This is a genomic window from Halorubellus salinus (assembly GCF_020567525.1).
GTDB lineage: Archaea > Halobacteriota > Halobacteria > Halobacteriales > Natrialbaceae > Halorubellus > Halorubellus salinus.
In genome coordinates this window covers 392,025-409,392 of record NZ_JAJCVI010000005.1, presented here as the reverse complement: position 1 = coordinate 409,392, position 17,368 = coordinate 392,025, and the positions used below count along the sequence as shown (strand labels likewise).

18 protein-coding genes are annotated in these 17,368 nt (G+C 68.5%); 7 read left to right on the top strand and 11 right to left on the bottom strand.

Annotated features, from left to right (window positions below):
* Positions 1–316 precede the first annotated feature (316 nt).
* Entirely contained in the window at positions 317–1,564 is a 1,248-nt protein-coding gene (locus tag LI336_RS16210; protein WP_227134191.1) for a cysteine desulfurase, read from the top strand.
* 47 nt (positions 1,565–1,611) lie between these two features.
* A complete protein-coding gene (locus tag LI336_RS16205; RefSeq protein WP_227134190.1) occupies positions 1,612–2,292 on the top strand; it encodes an HD domain-containing protein in 681 nt (226 codons plus the stop codon).
* A gap of 31 nt (positions 2,293–2,323) precedes the next feature.
* Here the strand turns inward: LI336_RS16205 and LI336_RS16200 are convergent, their stop codons facing one another.
* Positions 2,324–3,958: an LVIVD repeat-containing protein gene (locus LI336_RS16200; RefSeq protein WP_227134189.1), complete on the bottom strand. Its 1,635-nt coding sequence runs from the start codon at positions 3,956–3,958 to the stop codon at positions 2,324–2,326.
* 134 nt (positions 3,959–4,092) lie between these two features.
* On the bottom strand, positions 4,093–5,487 hold the full coding sequence (locus tag LI336_RS16195) for an LVIVD repeat-containing protein (protein WP_227134188.1): 1,395 nt from the start codon (positions 5,485–5,487) through the stop codon (positions 4,093–4,095).
* Positions 5,488–5,663: 176 nt separating this feature from the next.
* On the opposite strand from LI336_RS16195, the gene sufU reads away from it, so the two are divergent.
* On the top strand, positions 5,664–6,113 hold the full coding sequence (gene sufU / locus LI336_RS16190) for a Fe-S cluster assembly sulfur transfer protein SufU (RefSeq protein ID WP_227134187.1): 450 nt from the start codon (positions 5,664–5,666) through the stop codon (positions 6,111–6,113).
* Between the two features lie 24 nt (positions 6,114–6,137).
* Here sufU and LI336_RS16185 read toward each other — a convergent pair whose 3' ends face one another.
* From LI336_RS16185 to pspAB, 7 genes are all read right to left on the bottom strand, one after another.
* Entirely contained in the window at positions 6,138–6,470 is a 333-nt protein-coding gene (locus tag LI336_RS16185) for an alpha/beta fold hydrolase (RefSeq protein ID WP_227134186.1), read from the bottom strand.
* Between the two features lie 331 nt (positions 6,471–6,801).
* Positions 6,802–7,464 carry a helical membrane plugin domain-containing protein gene (locus LI336_RS16180; RefSeq protein WP_227134185.1) on the bottom strand — a complete coding sequence of 221 codons (663 nt, stop codon included), beginning with the start codon at positions 7,462–7,464 and terminating at the stop codon, positions 6,802–6,804.
* Between the two features lie 10 nt (positions 7,465–7,474).
* Positions 7,475–8,614, bottom strand: a complete 1,140-nt coding sequence (locus tag LI336_RS16175; protein ID WP_227134184.1) for an NAD(P)/FAD-dependent oxidoreductase — start codon at positions 8,612–8,614, stop codon at positions 7,475–7,477.
* Positions 8,611–8,850, bottom strand: coding sequence for a sulfurtransferase TusA family protein (locus LI336_RS16170; protein WP_227134183.1), 240 nt, complete (start codon positions 8,848–8,850; stop codon positions 8,611–8,613). The genes LI336_RS16175 and LI336_RS16170 overlap by 4 nt, the downstream gene beginning before the upstream one ends.
* 55 nt (positions 8,851–8,905) lie before the next feature.
* Positions 8,906–9,304 (bottom strand): DsrE family protein, encoded by a 399-nt coding sequence (locus LI336_RS16165; protein WP_227134182.1) that lies wholly within the window; start codon positions 9,302–9,304, stop codon positions 8,906–8,908.
* Positions 9,305–9,569: 265 nt separating this feature from the next.
* Positions 9,570–10,601 carry a DNA repair and recombination protein RadA gene (radA, locus tag LI336_RS16160; RefSeq protein ID WP_227134181.1) on the bottom strand — a complete coding sequence of 344 codons (1,032 nt, stop codon included), beginning with the start codon at positions 10,599–10,601 and terminating at the stop codon, positions 9,570–9,572.
* A gap of 171 nt (positions 10,602–10,772) precedes the next feature.
* Positions 10,773–11,423 carry a PspA-associated protein PspAB gene (pspAB, locus tag LI336_RS16155; RefSeq protein WP_227134180.1) on the bottom strand — a complete coding sequence of 217 codons (651 nt, stop codon included), beginning with the start codon at positions 11,421–11,423 and terminating at the stop codon, positions 10,773–10,775.
* 298 nt (positions 11,424–11,721) lie between these two features.
* Here pspAB and LI336_RS16150 point away from each other — a divergent pair, with 298 nt between their 5' ends.
* On the top strand, positions 11,722–12,576 hold the full coding sequence (locus LI336_RS16150) for a DUF8054 domain-containing protein (protein WP_227134179.1): 855 nt from the start codon (positions 11,722–11,724) through the stop codon (positions 12,574–12,576).
* A gap of 123 nt (positions 12,577–12,699) precedes the next feature.
* Here the strand turns inward: LI336_RS16150 and LI336_RS16145 are convergent, their stop codons facing one another.
* Positions 12,700–13,197, bottom strand: a complete 498-nt coding sequence (locus LI336_RS16145) for a YybH family protein (protein ID WP_227134178.1) — start codon at positions 13,195–13,197, stop codon at positions 12,700–12,702.
* Positions 13,198–13,462: 265 nt separating this feature from the next.
* Here LI336_RS16145 and LI336_RS16140 point away from each other — a divergent pair, with 265 nt between their 5' ends.
* Together LI336_RS16140 and LI336_RS16135 are read left to right on the top strand one after the other, a co-directional pair.
* Positions 13,463–14,626, top strand: coding sequence for an acyl-CoA dehydrogenase family protein (locus tag LI336_RS16140; RefSeq protein ID WP_227134177.1), 1,164 nt, complete (start codon positions 13,463–13,465; stop codon positions 14,624–14,626).
* 335 nt (positions 14,627–14,961) lie between these two features.
* On the top strand, positions 14,962–15,948 hold the full coding sequence (locus LI336_RS16135) for a phosphotransferase family protein (protein ID WP_227134176.1): 987 nt from the start codon (positions 14,962–14,964) through the stop codon (positions 15,946–15,948).
* A 19-nt stretch (positions 15,949–15,967) separates the two neighbouring features.
* Here the strand turns inward: LI336_RS16135 and LI336_RS16130 are convergent, their stop codons facing one another.
* Complete coding sequence (locus tag LI336_RS16130) at positions 15,968–16,339, bottom strand: thiol-disulfide oxidoreductase DCC family protein (RefSeq protein WP_227134175.1); 372 nt, start codon at positions 16,337–16,339, stop codon at positions 15,968–15,970.
* Between the two features lie 235 nt (positions 16,340–16,574).
* Here LI336_RS16130 and LI336_RS16125 point away from each other — a divergent pair, with 235 nt between their 5' ends.
* A complete protein-coding gene (locus LI336_RS16125) occupies positions 16,575–17,318 on the top strand; it encodes a DNA polymerase sliding clamp (RefSeq protein WP_227134174.1) in 744 nt (247 codons plus the stop codon).
* Positions 17,319–17,368: the final 50 nt, after the last annotated feature.

Below are 17,368 nucleotides of genomic sequence, written 5' to 3'. Positions count from 1 at the left end.
TAGAACACTACCACCCCGTGCACTTAATCATTCGTTCTTTTCAGCCGTTTCAACCCACTGAGATGCTAATATTGTTTACGGTAATTACGGTAGTTTGCTGGTCAGTTACTTACCAGTCTCCGAGGCGACACCGCCACCCGGACCGCCCCATGGACCACGTCACGCAGACCGCGCCCCACGGACCAGCCCCCGCGCCCCACGGACCAGCCCCCGCGCCCCACGGACCAGCCCCCGCGCCCCACGGACCCGTCTCCGAGTGTGGCACGGACTCCCGGGACCGAAGGACAATAGGCCCCTGAGCCGCTAGACGTTCCTAATGAGTACGCAGGACGCCGAAGCCCTCGACGTGGCCGCGATACGCGAGGACTTCCCCATCCTCGAACGCGAGTTCAACGGACACGACCTCGTCTACCTCGACAACGCCGCGACGTCGCACACGCCCGACCAGGTCGTCGACGAGATCGCGCGCTACTACCGCGAGTACAACGCGAACGTCCACCGCGGCCTCCACCAGCTCAGCCAGGAGGCCTCCATCGCGTACGAGGACGCGCACGACCGCGTCGCCGAGTTCATCGGCGCATCCGGTGGTCGAGAGGAAGTGATCTTCACGAAGAACACGACCGAGAGCATGAACGTCGTCGCGTACGCGTGGGGGCTCAGCGAACTCGGCCCCGGCGACGAGGTCGTCCTCACCGAGATGGAGCACCACGCCGCGCTCGTCACCTGGCAGCAGATCTGTAAGCGGACGGGCGCGGAGTGCAAGTACATCGGCCTGACCGATGACGGCCAACTCGACATGGACGACGCCCGAGACACCATCACGGACGACACGAAGATGGTGTCGGCGGTGCACGTCTCGAACACGCTCGGGTGCGTGAACCCCGTGAGCGAACTCGCCGACGTCGCGCACGACCACGACGCGCTGTTCTTCGTCGACGGTGCGCAGGCCGCCCCGAACAGGCCCGTGGACGTCGAAGCCATCGACGCGGACTTCTACGCGTTCAGCGGCCACAAGATGTGCGGCCCCACCGGTATCGGCGTCCTCTACGGGAAAGAGCACCTGCTGGAGTCGATGGACCCCTACCTCTACGGCGGGATGATGATCCGGAAGGTCACGTTCGAGGACTCGACGTGGAACGACCTGCCCTGGAAGTTCGAAGCGGGGACGCCCGTCATCGCACAGGGCATCGCGCTCGCCGCCGCCATCGACTACCTGGAGGACATCGGGATGGAGAGCGTGAAGCGCCACGAGGAGCGCCTCGCCGAGTACGCGTACGACCGCCTCACCGAGATGGACGACGTCGACGTCTACGGCCCGAGCCCAGAGCAGGGCCGCACCGGGCTCGTGTCGTTCAACCTCGGTGACGTCCACGCGCACGACCTCTCCAGCATCCTGAACGACTACGCGGTCGCCATCCGCGCCGGCGACCACTGCACGCAGCCGCTGCACGACCAGCTCGGCGTCGCCGCGAGCGCTCGCGCGAGCTTCTACATCTACAACACCGAGGAAGAGGTCGACAAGCTCGTCGAAGCCATCGAGGGCGCGCGCGACCTGTTCGCCTGACCACGGATTTCCGGTCGACTTTTCGTCGTCGCAGCACTCGACCGCGCATGGACGAGTCAGCCGTCCGCGACCGCGCTCGGTCGTACTTCGAGGGCGTGTCGCCGTGTCACGACTTCGAGCACGTCCGTCGCGTGGTCGCGACCGCGAAACGCCTCGCGGACGAGACCGAAAGCGGCGCGCACGGCCCCCAGCGGGACGTCGACCGCGACGTCCTCGTCGCGGCGGCGTGGCTGCACGACGTCGGTCGCGCGAAGGAGTCCCGCGGCGAGATAGCCTGTCACGCCGAGTGGGGCGCGAGCGAAGCGAGGCGCGTGCTCCGCGACCTCGCGCGCGGCGACGACGATGTGAGCGACGTCGACGACGCGTTCCTCGACGCGGTCGCGCACTGCGTGCACGCGCATCGGTTCTCGAACGACGTCGAGCCCGAGACGCTCGAAGCCGAACTGTTGAGCGACGCGGACAACCTCGACGCCACCGGTGCGGTCGGCGTCGCTCGCGTGTTCGCGTACGCCGGCGAACACGAACGAACACTGTACGACCCCGACCTGCCGCCGAGCGAGGACGACACCGACGCGGGCGCGACGTCGTTCAATCACTTCCACAAGAAGATACTCCGCCTCGACGACCGCATGTACACGGCCGCCGGCGGCGCGCTCGCCGAGGACCGCCACGCGTACGTCGAATCCTTCCTCGACCGGTTCGAGCGCGAGGCCCGCGGCGACGCGTAGTCGTCGACGCCCGACTCGCGACCGACGCCAGCTAGCGGTCGTCGTCGCGGTCAGCAGCGAGGAGCCGCCACGCCCCGAGTCCGCCGCCGGCGAGCGCGGTGAGGACGCCGAACCCGGGGGTCGAACCGGGGTCGTCGTGGACGGTGGTGCTCGCTGTCGTCGACTCCCCGTCGGTGTCGGGCGTGGCGGGTGCCGACGTCGTCTCGCCGTCGTCGTCGGTCGACCCACTTCCGTCGGTCGATGACTCGCCGTCGCCCGACCGTTCATCGTCCGACGACCCGTCGTCGTCCGACGGATCCGGGTCGGGGAACTCGCGGCGCGCCATCGTCGGCGCCGGTTCGGCGTTCGACGCGTCGGGTTCGGGGAACGCGAACACGCGCGCGCCCTCACCGTCGCGCTGGGCCTCGCGCGCGTTCCGCGGGTCGACGTAGCTCGCCGCGACGAACCCCGAACCGGTCGGTTTCGCCGTCCAGAACGCCGTGGTCTCCGGGTCGCGCCACGCGCCGAGCAGCGACGGCTCCGCGAGGTCCGCGACGTCGTAGGCGCGGACGCCACCGCCGTACCAGGACGCGTACAGGCGGTCGCCGTCGACGCCGAAGTTGTGCGACGTCCACTGCGCCGCCGGGTCCTCCCCGGCGTCCGGGTCCGGTTCAGGCGGCTGGAGCACCGACCGGAGTTCGGGTTCGCTCCCCGAGAGGTCCCAGCACTCGATACCGCCCGGGCCGCCGTCGTGCTCGGTCCCCTCGGCGTCCCACGCTTCCTTCCCGACGAACACCGCGGACGCGTCCGCGTTCGGCTGCACGTAGTGGCTGTTCCCCGGGAGCTCGCGGAACTCCGGCGTGATCTGGTCGAGGCTCGCGAGGTACGCGGGGTCGTGTCCGCCGAGGTGCGCGACCGCCGTCGGCTCCGTCGGGTCACTCACGTCGACGAGCCACGTCCCCGCGTCCCAGTACGCGACGTACAGGACGTCGTCCTGCACGTAGACGTCGTGGGCCGACCGGTAGTTCCGCCCGGCGTTCGTCCACGCGTCGTCGGCGTCCGCGGCCTTCCAGCGCGCGACCTCCTCGGGGTCGTCGTCGCTGACGTCGTAGACGACGACGGGCTGCCCGGGTTCGCCGCTCCCGGTGAGGTAGACGTAGTCGCCGTCGACGAACGAGTTGTGCGGCCCGAACGTCGTCTCGTGGACGGCGGCTCGCTCGGGGTTCGCCGGGTCGCTCACGTCGTAGAGGAAGAACCCGGAGAGGCCTTCGCCGAACCCGTTCGGGCCGGAGACGAGCAGTCGGTCGCCGGACACCTTCACGTCCATGATGGACTGCATCGGGTCGCTGCCGTCGTGGGTCAGGTCACGTTCTTCGGCCAGGAGCGTCGGGTTCGCGGGGTCGCTCAGGTCGACGACCGCGAAGCCGTCGACGACCGAACAGTACGCGGTCTCGCCGTCATCGTCGACGACGACCTCGGCGGCACCTCGGAGGTCGAGCGTGCCCGCGGGGTCGAGCGTGCGCTCTACGCCGCGGGGGTCGCGCTCGGCGGTCGCGTCGGCGCGCGCTCGACCGGACGGGGTTCGAGCGGTCGCGGTGGCGGGGGCGACCGCCGTGGTTCCGAGGCCGGCGAGGCCGGCGAGCAGTCGGCGACGGGGAACGCTGCCGTCGGAGGAGGGGAGCGGCATGCGTTCACGTTCGGCGTGCGCCCGCAAAAGGCCGGTCGTGGCTCAAACGCTCGCTTGTGCAACCGCGGCCGCCGCGTCGCCCGTGCCGTCCGAACTCGTCGGTCGAGTGGTCGACTCGCCGACCGGGCGACGGGTCAGTCGTCGCGCTCCTCGGGGACGGGGAACTCGCGGCGCGGCATCGTCGGCGCCGGAACCGCGTCCGCGGTCGACGGCTCCGGGAACACGTACAGGTGTGCGCCCTCGCCGCGGCGTTGTGCGCCCACCGAGTACGCCGGGTCGAGGTAGCTCGTCGCCACGAACCCCGATTCGAGCGGTTTCGCCGTCCAGAACCACGTGCGTTCGGGGTCGCGCCACTCGCCGAGGAGCGACGGTTCGGCGAGGGTCGCGACGTCGTAGGCGCGGACGCCACCGCCGTGCCAGGACGTGTACAGGCGGTCGCCGTCGACGCCGAAGTTGTGCGCCGTCCACCCCGACCCCGTTCGATTCCCCCGGGGCTCGGGCGGCCGGAGTACCGACCGGAGCGACGGCGCCGCGCCGTCGACGTCGAGCGCGCGGAGGTCCCAGCACTCGACGCCGCCCGGGCCGCCGTCCGCGAGCGTCCGCGGGACGTCGACGGCCTCCTTCCCGACGAACGCCGCCGCACCGTCCGCGCTCGGCTGGACGGAGTGACTGTTCCCCGGTAACTCCTCGAACTCAGCGCCCAGCGGGTCGACGGTCGCGAGGAACGCGGGGTCGTGCCCGCCGAGGTGCCCGAGCGCCGTCGGGTCCGCCGGGTCCGAGACGTCGACGACCCACGTCCCCGCGTCCCAGTACGCGGCGTACAGGACGTCGTCCTGGACGTACACGTCGTGGCAGTTCCGGAGGAGCGTCGGTACCTCCGACCAGTCGTCGTCGGCGTCCGTCGGACTCCAGCGCGCGACCCCCTCGGGGTCGTCGCCGGCGACGTCGTAGACGACGACCGGTTCGTCGAACTCGCCGCTCCCGGTGAGGTAGACGTGGTCGCCGTCGACGAACGAGTTGTGCGGGCCGAACTCGAGGTCCTGGAACGCGACGCGCTCCGGACTCGTGGGGTCGCTGACGTCGTACAGGAAGAACCCCGAGAGGAACTCGGGTGGCGCGCTCGGCCCCGGGACGAGCAGGCGGTCGCCGGACACCTTCACGTCCCTGATGGACACCATCCGCGAGTACGTGTCGCCCTCGTGCTCGAGGTCGCGCTCGACGTACCGGACCGTCGGGTCGAAGGGGTTGCTGGCGTCCACGACGGCGAACCCGTCGCCGAGCGCGCAGTACACCGTCTCGCCGTCGTCGTCGACGACCGCCTCCGTGACGCCGTCGAGGGCGAGTCGCCCCGCCGGTTCGACGGTCGGCAGCGTCTCGGGTGTGCCGCGGTCGCCCGTGCCCACGTCGTCGTTCGTCGACGCCCGAACCGTCCCCGTGGCGTCGCCGAGCACGTCGACGACGCCGACGCTCGCGATGCCCGCGAGGACGCGGCGCCGCGACCATCGACCGCCGACATCCAGGTCGCGCATACGCGCTCCTACGGACGCTCCCGACAAATCGCTCCCTGCCACGTGGCGACCGACTGGTTGCGCGCCGAACCGACCCTCCCCGCCGCCACCGCGACGATCCACCGCCAGCGCTCGCGATTCCGGTCTCGGCACCTGCGGAACGCTTTTGCGGCCGACGACCCAACCTCACGACAACGATGGGAATGGGCTCGGACATGTACCGACAGCAGATCCTCGATCACTACAAGAACCCGCGTAACTACGGGGAGATCGAGGAGGCGACGTTCACGCACGTCGGCGAGAACCCGATGTGTGGCGACGAGATAACGATCGATGTCGTCCTCGAGGACGACGACGAGACCATCGAGGCGGTGGCGTTCCGCGGCGACGGCTGCGCCATCTCGCAGGCGAGCGCGAGCATGCTCACGAGCGAGCTCCGCGGGAAGACCCTCGACGAACTCCACGCGATGGACCGCGACGACGTCGTCGACATGCTCGGCGTCGACATCTCGCCGATGCGCGTGAAGTGCGCGGTGCTCGCGGAGAAGGTCGCGCAGGACGGCGCGGACATCTACAAGGGCGACATCGAGGACGTCGACATCACGCGAACCGAGGAGGACGACGCCGACGTCCCCGACGACGCCTGAACGCGCGCTTTCCGAGTCTGGTTTTCAGCGGACGGTGTCGAGGAACGCGCGGATGCTGTCGCTGACGACGGCGGAGTTGTCGACGACGGAGCCGTGGCCGCGCGCGTCGTACGCGACGACGTCGAACGCGTCGCCGAACGCGTCGAGTTGGTGCGCCCACACGGTCGCACTCATGCCCATCGGGTGCACGAACACGACGGGCTGTCCGCTCCCGCGTCGATAGTACGCCGTGTCGAGGCCGTTCGTCCGCGCGGTCCCGCGTTCGAGGTCGTCGAGCGCGTCGAGCGTCTCGAGGAACGACGCCGCGGTCGGGTCGACCGTCGCCGGGTCGCTGGCGTACGTGCTCGCGTGCTGCATGCGAACAGTACGCTCGGCGAGAGCATAACGACGCCGCGCACGACGCGGCGCCCGTCGACGCCGCGTGCAGCGGCCGCGGTTACGACGCGCTCGACGTCGAAGGACTCGACAGGTACCGACAACAGAACGAGGACTGCGTTGCGACGGGAAGGGTCGTCGTGGTCTGGTGCAAGCCGTGGCGGCCGGTCGCCCGGTGGCCCCCCGAGCGACGCCGGGCGGCCGGTCGCCGCCACACGACCCCGGTTGGCTCGGCGTGGACGCCGCCGTCGTCCGATGTCCCCGGGCGACGGCGGTCGCGTCCGGACGCGTCATCGCCGGTCGCGTCGTGGACCTACTCGACCGGTGCTCGGTTCGCGTCGACGCCGGAACCGAGCGCCTTCGCGACCGCGAGCAGGAACCCGAGTCCGGAGCGGACCTCGGGGTCGCGGGTCGCGCGGAGCGCACCGACGACACCGACCGACTCGGGCGGCTCCTCGGTGGCGTCACCGACCGCGTCGAGCATCGCCCCCAGGCCACGGACCGTCTCGGGCTCCGCGGCGGTGTCAGCGAGCTCGCCGAGCGCGGTCCCGCGTGCGGCGAGCGTCTCCACCATCTCGTCGTCGAGCGCGCTCGACGCGAGCGCGACGGCGTCCGCGATGGCGGCGAGGTCGTCGAGCGTCCCCGACCGCTGGAGCGCGACGACCGTCTCCATCGCCTCGGCGAGCTCGCCGCCGTTCGCGCCGACGGCTTCCGCGAGCTGAACGGTCTCCCGCGTCGCGAGCCCGTCCGCGGACTCCGCGAGCGTCCCGCCCGTCTCCGCGAGCGACTCCACCATCTCGTCATCCATCGCCCCCATCCCGAGGTCGAGGACGTCCAGCAGGTCGTTCACGGCGTCGAGTCGCTCGAGGAAGCGCGCCACCTCCTCGGGGTTCTCCTCGATGGCGGCCGCGAGCGTCTCGCGCTCACCGCCAGCGAGGTCGACGGCCTCGAACGCCTGTTGCTCTTGGTCACTCATCGCGACCACCTCATAGCGTCCCCCTGGCGGTCAGCCAGTACGACTGGTTGTACGCGAGCTTCGCCCAGTGCACGGGCCGGGACTCGTCGCGGACGACCGGCGGGCGCTCGTAGTCGAAGTCGACGAACGTCGCCTCGTCCATCCCCGCTTCGAGGAAGCACATCGTCTTCCCGTCGTACGTCGCCGTCGGCACCGCATCGCGGACCGACCCGGCGAGGCGCTCTGCGACCACGCCCGCCTGATAGTGCGCGACGCTCCCGGCCTTCGACGTCGGGACGTCCGCCGCGTCGCCGATGGCGTACACGTCCGGCGCTCGCGCGGCCTCCAGGGTGTGCTTGTCGACCTCGACCCAGCCGTCGTCGCCGAGGCCCGCCTCGGCGATCAGCGGCTGGCCGTCGTGGGGCGGGATGGCGACGAGCAGGTCGTAGTCGAGCTCGGTGCCCTCCATCGATTCGATGACCTTCGCCTCGGGGTCGACCGACTCCGCGTTGAAGAACGTCTCCGCGCGGATGTCGCGTTCCGCGAAGCGCTCGCTCGCCCACTCCGCGATGGGTTCGAGCCCGTGCGTGCGGTTGATCGGGTACGTGTACGTGATGTCGACGTCGTCGCGGAGTCCGCGTTGACGGAACCACTCGTCGGCCATCAGGACGAACTCGACGGGCGCGGCCGGACACATGTGCGGCACGCCGACGACGCTCAGGACGAGGTGGCCGGAGTCGAACGCCGCGAGTTCGTCGCGGAGCGCTTCGGCGCCCTCGGGCCCGTAGAAGTGATGCCCGCCCTCGACGAGACCGGGAACCTCCTCGGGCGTGAGTCGCGCACCGGTCGCGACGGTCGCGTAGTCGTACGCGAGCGTCGACCCGTCCGCGAACCCGACGGTCTTCGCGTCGGTATCCATCTCGGTGACGCGCCCGATGCGGAGGTCGACCCGACGGTCGACGAGTTCGGTGAGCGGCCGCTTGGCGTCCGCGACGGTCTTCTTCCCGAACGGCACGTACAGGAACGTCGGCTTGTAGACGTGGTCGGGGCTCTCGTCGACGAGCGTCACCGCGACGTCGCCCGCGTCGATCTCCGCGTGGAGTTCGTCCGCGAGCTTGTTCGCGAGGACGACGCCGCCGGTGCCGGCCCCGACGATGACGATTCGAGTCATGCTTTCTCCACGTAGAGGCTCCAGTAGTCGTCGTGCTCGACGCTATCCAGGAGGTCGTGGCCGGCTTTCTCGACCCACTCGGGGACGTCCGTCGTGGAACTCGAGTCGCTCGTCTGGAGTTCCACGACGGTCCCGGGGTCGGCCTTCTTGATCTTCCCGATGAGGTCCATGAGGGGGCCGGGGCAGCCGGCGCCGCGTGCGTCGATCGTTACGTCGGGGGTGATGGTTTCGGACATTGTCTTGGGGTTCGTGGGTGGGTGGTCGTGTGGCGGTCCTGGTCGGGGCGACGTCTCAGACGAAGACGACCTGCTTGTCCTCGGCCTTCCCGAGGAAGCCAGAGACGCCGAGTTCGTCGTCGAAGACGTCGACGTAGTCGTCGAGTTCGCGGCCCCACATCTCCATGGCCATCGAGCAGGCATACACGGACAGGGGGCCGATCTCCTTGGCCTGCGCGAACTGTTCGGTGAACAGCGGGACGTCGGTGTCCTCGTGCGTGAGCATCGCTTCGCCGAGCGGGCCCATGTCGAAGTCGTGGATGTCGACGACCTCGCGCTCGAACGCGCGCAGGCCGTTCATCGTGACGAAGATGTCCACGGGAACGTCAGACGCCGCGGCGACGGAGCTGATGATGCTCGACGCGGTTATCTTCTCGAAGTCCTCGGTCGCGATGACGATTGCGTAGCCAGTCATGATTCGGTCACGACTGAACGTACACCACACGAGGATATAGTATTGTGAACTAATTCCAAGACCGTGAGAACCGTTCGATGCTCGTAGCACGCCAAAAACCCACATTCGACGCAAAATACGACCCACGACAGTCATCGAGGCGCATCGGAGACCCACAGGAATTCACCTAGCGTGCAAGAAAAGACTGTCACGGTCGCTGGACGTCCCTCGCAGCACGGGCGAAAACGAAGACGGTTCGCGCGTCAGACCGCGGTCGGCGCGACGCTCACTCGGGCTTCAGGCCGTCGTTCGTCACGCGCATCACGGACTCGCCGTCCGCGAGGTTCGGCGCGTCCACGAGCCGCACGATGCGCTTGTCGTTCTTGGACTTCCGGAGGTACATCCGGAACGTCGACTTGTGCCCGAGGATGTTCCCACCGATCGGCTGCGTCGGGTCGCCGAAGAACGAGTCCGGGTTCGACGCGACCTGATTCGTCACGAGCACCGCACAGTTGAACAGGTTCCCGACGCGGTCGAGGTCGTGCAGGTGCTTGTTCAGCTTCTGCTGGCGTTCCGCGAGCTCGCCACGACCGACGTACTCCGCGCGGAAGTGCGCCGTCAGCGAGTCGACGTTCAGGAGGCGAACCGGCCACTCCGAATCCTCGTGCTCGTCCGCGAGCTCCTGGGCCTTCTCCGCGAGGAGCATCTGGTGGTTCGAGTTGAACGCCTTCGCGACGTGGATCTTGTCGAGGACGTCCTCCATGAGCTCGTCCATCGCCTCCTCGTCGTCCGGACTGCCCTCGATACCGCGGTCGTCCATCGTCGCCTGGATGAGCTCGTCGTCCAGCCCACGCACCATGTCGTCGATGCGCTCCGGGCGGAACGTGTCCTCGCTGTCGATGAAGATGACGCTCCCGCGGAGCCCGCCGTGCTCCTTGGGGAGCTGGACGTTCACGGAGAGCTGGTGCGTGACCTGGGACTTCCCGGCACCGAACTCGCCGTAGACCTCCGTGATGGACTGGGTCTCGACACCGCCGCCGAGCATGTCGTCGACGTCGTCGATGAACCAGGAGAGCTTCCCGATCTCGTTCCGTCGCTCCAGAACCTGCGAGCCCGTCTCGAACCCGCCGATGTCCGCCATCTCGCGAGCGGCCTGCACGATGTCCGACGCCGTGGACTCGCCCACGTCCGCCTGATTCGAGAGTTCACCGCTCGCCGCGACCGCGATGCCCTGGAAGGACGTGTAACCGGCGTCGCGGAGCTTGTCTGCTGTTGCGGGACCCACACCGGGGAGTTCCTCGAGGTTGACGTCTGCCATACACGCTACTGGCGCGGCAAGGGGTATAAAGCCTCGTTAACAGGAGAGTGAAAGTGAAACCGGGGGCGGCGGACCGGACGATAGACGGGTCGACGCGAGGGTTCAAACGGGAAGAACACGTTCGCCGCCGGTCGGCGGATGCGGGGGCGTCGGCCGCGGTGGACGAGCGACCTACTCCCAGGGATGCTGGCCGGCGCGGCGCGGCCAGTAGGGGTACCAGTACTCCTTCTCGGGTTCGAGGTCCAGTTCGGTGCCGAACTTGCTCTCGAGCTTGAACTCGACGCCGTTGTCGCGCTCGCTCGTCCCCTTCGGGACGAACGGATAGTACGCGCCGCGCCGGAACGAGTACACCCAGTACGCGTGCGTGGGCTCGGTCCCGTCGCCGCCACCGCCTCCCGCTCGAGAGTCAGTAACGTCCTCGAACGCGAACAGTGCGGCGAGCAGCCGCGAACCGTAGTCGCGCTCGACGAGGGTGTCCGCGGCGAAGTGCACGCTCGTCACGAGGTCCTCGGGGTCGGAGTCGTCGTGGAGGGCGACCCAGTTGTAGCCGTGGGAGTCCTCGTGGAAGTCCGCGGTCGTTCCGGTCTCCTCGCCGCCCGCGTCGAGGATGGCCTTCACCTCGTCGACGGTGTCCGCGAAGTCGGTGCTGTCGACGTCCGCGAAGCAGAGCGCGGCGTCGCCCGTCGACTCCCACCCGAGTTCCGCACCCATCGTGATGTACGCCGTGCTCATCCCGAAGAGGTCCTCCGGGTCGGCGTCCCGCGACGCGTCCGCCTCCGCGCGCGACCCCAGTACCGCCCGAATCGAATCCAGCAAGCCCATTGCGTACACGTGCGTCGCGCTGGGTCTTTGTCCTGACGGACCACCACCGCGGGCTGTCCGCACCAGCCGCCGCACCATCGGTGCGACGACACCTCTCACAGTTCTTTAAGTCGTTCTGGTCGCAATGGGCCATAGTGAGGCGGTTGGCGCCGGGCGGCGGCGTCGTAGATTCTCAGGTGTCTCGCCCCGACGAGCGATGTGGCCGTCGGCGAAGGGACACTTCCACCGTCGAGACCGGGCGACGTCTCGTGTTCTCGAAACGTTGTCTTTTCATACTCGAATCGCGTTACCGATAGTAATGGCAACGAGTGCGTTAGAGTCGCTCAGGCAGCCCGAGTACACGGGCGAGAACCGATGCATGGCGTGCACAGTCGTCAACAGCGTGCTCGCGGTCGCGTTCGCCGGCGCCGTCGCCGCAGGCACGACCGCCGTCGGCGCGACACCGACCGTCACCGCCGGCGCCGCCGTCGGCTTCCTGGCGCTCGCCGCCGCGAGCATCTGGCTCCGCGGGTACCTCGTCCCCGGCACGCCCGAGTTGACGAAACAGTACATGCCCGAATGGATGCTCGCGTGGTTCGGGAAGGCTCCCGAGGACGCCACCGGCCTCGACGCCGGCGCCGAGAGCGTCGACCCGAGTGAGGTCGACGTCGACCCCGAGCGCGTCCTCCTCGACGCCGGCGCCGTCGAACCCTGCGAGGACGTCGACGACCTCTGCCTCGCCGAGGACTTCGCCGAATCCTGGCAAGCCGAGATGGACGCCATCGACGACATCGCCGTCGACGACGCGCTCGCGACGTTCGGGTTCGACGACGAGGACTACGAACTCAGCCGGCACGACGACGCCGTCCTCCTCAACCGCGGTCCACACCGCATCGGCCAGTGGCCGAGCGAAGCCGCGCTCGTCGCCGACGTCGCCGGCGCACGCGCACTCGCCGACCGTCACCCCGAATGGACCGACCTCCCCGCCGTCGCCAAAGGCCGCGTCCTCAACGGCCTCCGCGTCTTCCTCGAGACGTGCCCCGACGGCTCGCGCGCCGAGTTCCGCGAGGACACCGTCGAATCCTGCTGCTCGAGCTACGACGTCGTCACCGTCGAATGCTCGGAGAGCGGCGAACGCCTCTTCGAGCAGCGCGTCGACGACATCCCCGCCTGACTCTCCAGCGAGTCGCCGCGCACGGAAACGCCCTGGCTCCGAGGAATCGTTCAGCACCCGGAACTGTGCCCCGCTGATTGCGGAGCGGACACGGAATCGCGAGAAAGGGTGATCGTCGGTCGTTCAGGCGCCCATGTTCGCGACCTTCTCGGCGAACTCGGCGTCCAGGTCGGCGTGGTGGTGGATTATCTTCCACTCGCCGTTCTCCTTCCGGTAGACGTTGGTCGCCCGGTTCTCCAGACGCAACGGCTCACCCGCGAAGGTCATCGACGCCGATTCGCCGCAGAGTTCGTACGCACCGTCGCCGACGACGCGGACGACCTGATCCGTTCGAGTGACCGTCCCGTCCGTACTCGCCGACGCAACTCCCGTCCAAGACGCGTTGACGGCGTCCCAACCCACCTCCCGTCCACCGATCGGGTGCATGGTCGTCACGTCGTCCGCATGTGACCAGATGTCCGCCATGGAACTCGCATCCCCGTTCGCCATCGCTTCCAGTGCACTGTAGAACTGGTCGGATGCAGCTCTGACGTCGTCTTCAGCCGCTACGCGTTTTGTGGACATTACATACCTCACGTCTAGAACGACCGCCGAGCATATATACAAACCCTCAACGAACATACATAGTCAGAGTCAGAGAGGTGTCGCCACTTCGTGACACGGCTGTCAGAGACAGATACTATCCAAATCGTCTGGTATGGAGACAGCCCACGAAATACCCGTACGGCCAAGCAACCTGAAACGCCGCCCTCCCGCCCACGGGATGCTCCTACGGCGGACCAACCTGAAACGGCGACCTGGCGGTCGCCGTATGCCAGTGAACCAGTTCCGGCAATCATTGCGCGAAATTAGGAGCGTTTTTCACGCGGTAGGCCGCAGGTTTCGTATGCTCGATTACGTCGGACTGGAGGCCGACCTCGGCGAGGAGGAACGCCTCATCCGCGACACGGCACGGGACTTCGTCGAGGACAAGGTGCGCCCCGACATCGCCGACCACTGGCAGGACGCGACGTTCCCGACGGAGATCATCGAGGAGATGGGCGCGCTCGGGTTCTACGCGCCGAACCTCGACGGGTACGACCTCCCGAACGTCAGCGAGAAAGCGTACGGCCTGCTCATGCAGGAGCTCGAGGCGTGCGACTCCGGCGTCCGGTCGATGGCGAGCGTGCAGGGCGCACTCGTCATGTACCCGATCCACGCGTTCGGGAGCGACGCCCAGAAGGACGAGTGGCTCCCGAAGCTCGGGCACGGCGAAGCCGTCGGTTGCTTCGGGCTCACCGAACCGAACCACGGCTCGAACCCGAGCGCGATGGAGACCCACGCCGAGGCCGACGGCGACGGCTACGTCCTGAACGGCTCGAAGACGTGGATCACGAACTCGCCCATCGCGGACGTCGCCGTCGTGTGGGCGAAGGACCGCAGCGACGACGAGAATCCCGTCCGTGGGTTCCTCGTGGAGACGGACAAGGCTGGAGTGACGACGAACAAGATCGACGACAAGCTCTCGCTCAGAGCGTCGATCACGGGCGAGATCGCGCTCGACGACGTGCACGTCGACGCGGACGACGTCCTCCCGCACGTCCGCGGCATGAAGGGCCCGCTGTCGTGTCTCACGCAGGCGCGCTTCGGTATCGCGTGGGGTGCGGTCGGCGCGGCACAGGATTGCTTCGAGACCGCGCTCGAGTACGCGACGGACCGCGAGCAGTTCGGGCAGCCCATCGGGGGGTTCCAGCTCCAGCAGCGCAAGCTCGCGGAGATGGCGACCCAGATCACGAACGCGCAACTGCTCGCGCACCGCCTTGCGGACCTGAAGGAGCGCGGCGACCTCCGCCCGCAGCACGTGTCGATGGCGAAGCGCAACAACGTCCGGATGGCGCGAGAGACCGCGAAGACGGCGCGCGAGATGCTCGGCGGGAACGGCATCACGGGCGACTACTCGCCGATGCGGCACATGGCGAACATCGAGACCGTGTACACGTACGAAGGCACGCACGACATTCATACGTTGATCCTCGGTGAGGATCTCACCGGAATCGCGGCGTTCGAGTGACGCCGGAGGCGGCAGGAGAACACCGCGATTCCGGTGAGAGAAGACCGGGAATCCCCGCGTTCGAGTAGCACCGCAGGTGCTGCGAGAACAACGGGGATTCAGGTCAGGAACTGGGATCCCCGCGTTCGAGTGACGCCGGAGGCGGCGCGGGAACGGGTCTCCGGTGACAGAACGTTTATTCGCGTCCGGGTGAAAGGGTGAGAAGTCGCGTCGACTTGCCATCTTTCGCGACTTTCTGCGTGCGTGGTTCGTGGTGAGCGACGGCGTCGGCTACCGTGGTGTGTGGTGTGGTGGCCCGGAACGCACTTGGTTCGTGGTGACGTCGGTTGCTAGCGATGAAGGGGGACGTCGAACGGGTGCTCGCGGCGGCGTTCCCGGAGCGCGAGGTCGCGTCGACGACGGCGGCGTCGGGGTCGGACAGCGTGGGGAACGAGACGGTTCGCGTCCGGTTCGCGGACGGTGCCGTGGCGTTCCTGAAGGTCGCGGTCGACGACGGGGCGTGGGTGCGCGAGCGCCTGGCGCGCGACGCGGCGGCGCTCCGGTACGCCCGCCGGCACGCGGACGTTCGCGTCCCGGACGTGCTGGCGGTGGAGACGACTGGCACGCCCGCGTACGTCGCGACGGCGGCGCTGTCGGGGACGGCGATCGCGACGGACTGGCCGGTCGATTCGACGGTCGCGCGAGCGACCGTGCTGCGGGCCGTTGGTCGAGCGCTCGCCGGCGTCCACGCCGCGGACGACTTCGAGCGGCACGCACGCATCCGCGGGTGGAGCGACGAGCGCGACGGGTTCGCGCTCGCGAGCGGGTCGTGGTCGAGCGTCCTCGAGGAGACGCTCGACGCGCGCGTCGACGAAGAGGTCCCGGACCGGTTCCGGGACTGCGTCGCGGACGTCCTCGCAGCCGTCGACGCGGCGAGCGGCGAGCTCGACGTGGCACCGGTGACGCTCGTCCACGACGACCCGCGTCCCGAGAACTGCCTCGTCGACTCCGGCGGCCCGGGCCTCGTCGACTGGGAGACGGCGATGGTCGGTGACCCGGCGCTCGACGTCGCGCGCGCCGAAGCGCAGTACGTCGAGCGCGCCGACCTCGAGGACGCGGACAACGACCGGTTACGGCGCGCGCTCCGCGCCGGCTACCGCGACCACGCCGGCTTGCTCCCCGACGGGTTCTCCGAGCGCTACCCGCTGTATCGCGCCGTGACGTTCATGGAGACGGTGCGGACGTTCGACCGCTGGGCGCCGGACGCACCCGAGCCCGTCGACGACCTCGCGTCGTGGGTGCGTGGCGAGCTCGCCGTGCGACTCGACGCCGTCGGCGACTGACGGGATCCGCGGGCGGCGGTCAGTCGCGCGCCGGTGGTCGCTTCGAGCGGACCTTCCCGAACCAGTCGCGGTGATCCGCGATGAACCGGTACGTCGGGTCGCGGACGTGCCGTCGCGCGCCCTCGGGGAGCGACTGGAAGACGCGCGCAGCGGTGCCTTCGGCGGTGCTGAGTCGCGACGCGACGAACTCCGCCGCTTCGCCACACGAGTACGTGTCGTCGCCGTCGAACACGTGCATGCAGTCCTCGTAGTCGTCCGGGAGTCGTGCGCGTTCCTCGGGCGTGAGCTTCGAGAACCCGAGCAGGTGGAAGTTGCCGTGCGCGTCCGCGTACTCCGCGCTCCACGTACAGAACCCGCAGTCGTCGTCGTACACGATAGTGGGCCGAGTCATACGTGATCGTACGCGTGGTAGCCTCAAGAGCGCCACGACCCGCTCGGTGCGTTCGGACGCCGCGCGGACTATCAACGTGCTGCCGGTGGACGCGCCGACCGTGGCCGTGCTGTTGGTGGACGCGCCCGCCACCTCGCAGGTCCGCGCCAGCCGGGGCGTCGTAAGCGCGTGGAAGGGCCGCACGGAGGCCGGAAAGGGTGTCTTTTTAGGGCCCGCTTTCGTACCACGAGATAATATGTTCAAGGCCATCGTGAGCGCGGATACGCTCAAGACGACGCTCGATTCCGTGAGCGTCCTGGTGGACGAGTGCAAGATCCACCTCGAGGAGGACGGCCTCGAGATCCGCGCTGTCGACCCCGCGAACGTAGGCATGGTCGACCTGTCGCTGTCCGCGGACGCGTTCGAGTCGTACGAGGCCGACGGCGGCCTCATCGGCGTGAACCTCTCGCGGCTCGAAGACATCGCCGGCATGGCGGACGCCGGCCAGCTCGTCAGTCTCGAACTCGACGAGGAGACGCGCAAGCTCCACATCCAGATCGACGGGCTCGAGTACACGCTCACGCTGATCGACCCCGACAGCATCCGACAGGAGCCGGACATCCCGGACCTCGACCTCGCTGCCGAGGTCGTCGTCGAAGGGAAGGACATCAACCGCGCGGTGAAGGCCGCGGACATGGTGAGCGACCACATCGCGCTCGGCGTCGACGGGTCGAACGAGACGTTCTACATCGACGCGGAGGGCGATGCGGACGACGTCCACCTGGAACTCGACCGCGACGACCTCATCGACCTCTCCGCCGCCGACGCCCACTCGCTGTTCTCGCTCGACTACCTGAAGGACATGGACAAGGCCATCCCGAAGGACGCGGAGGTCACGATGGAACTCGGTGAGGAGTTCCCCGTGAAGATGCACTTCGACATCGCCGAGGGCATGGGGCACGTGACGTTCATGCTCGCGCCGCGCATCCAGTCGAACTGACGACGGTCGATTCGGTTCTCGCGGTTCTTCTCTCGACGACGCTGACGTCG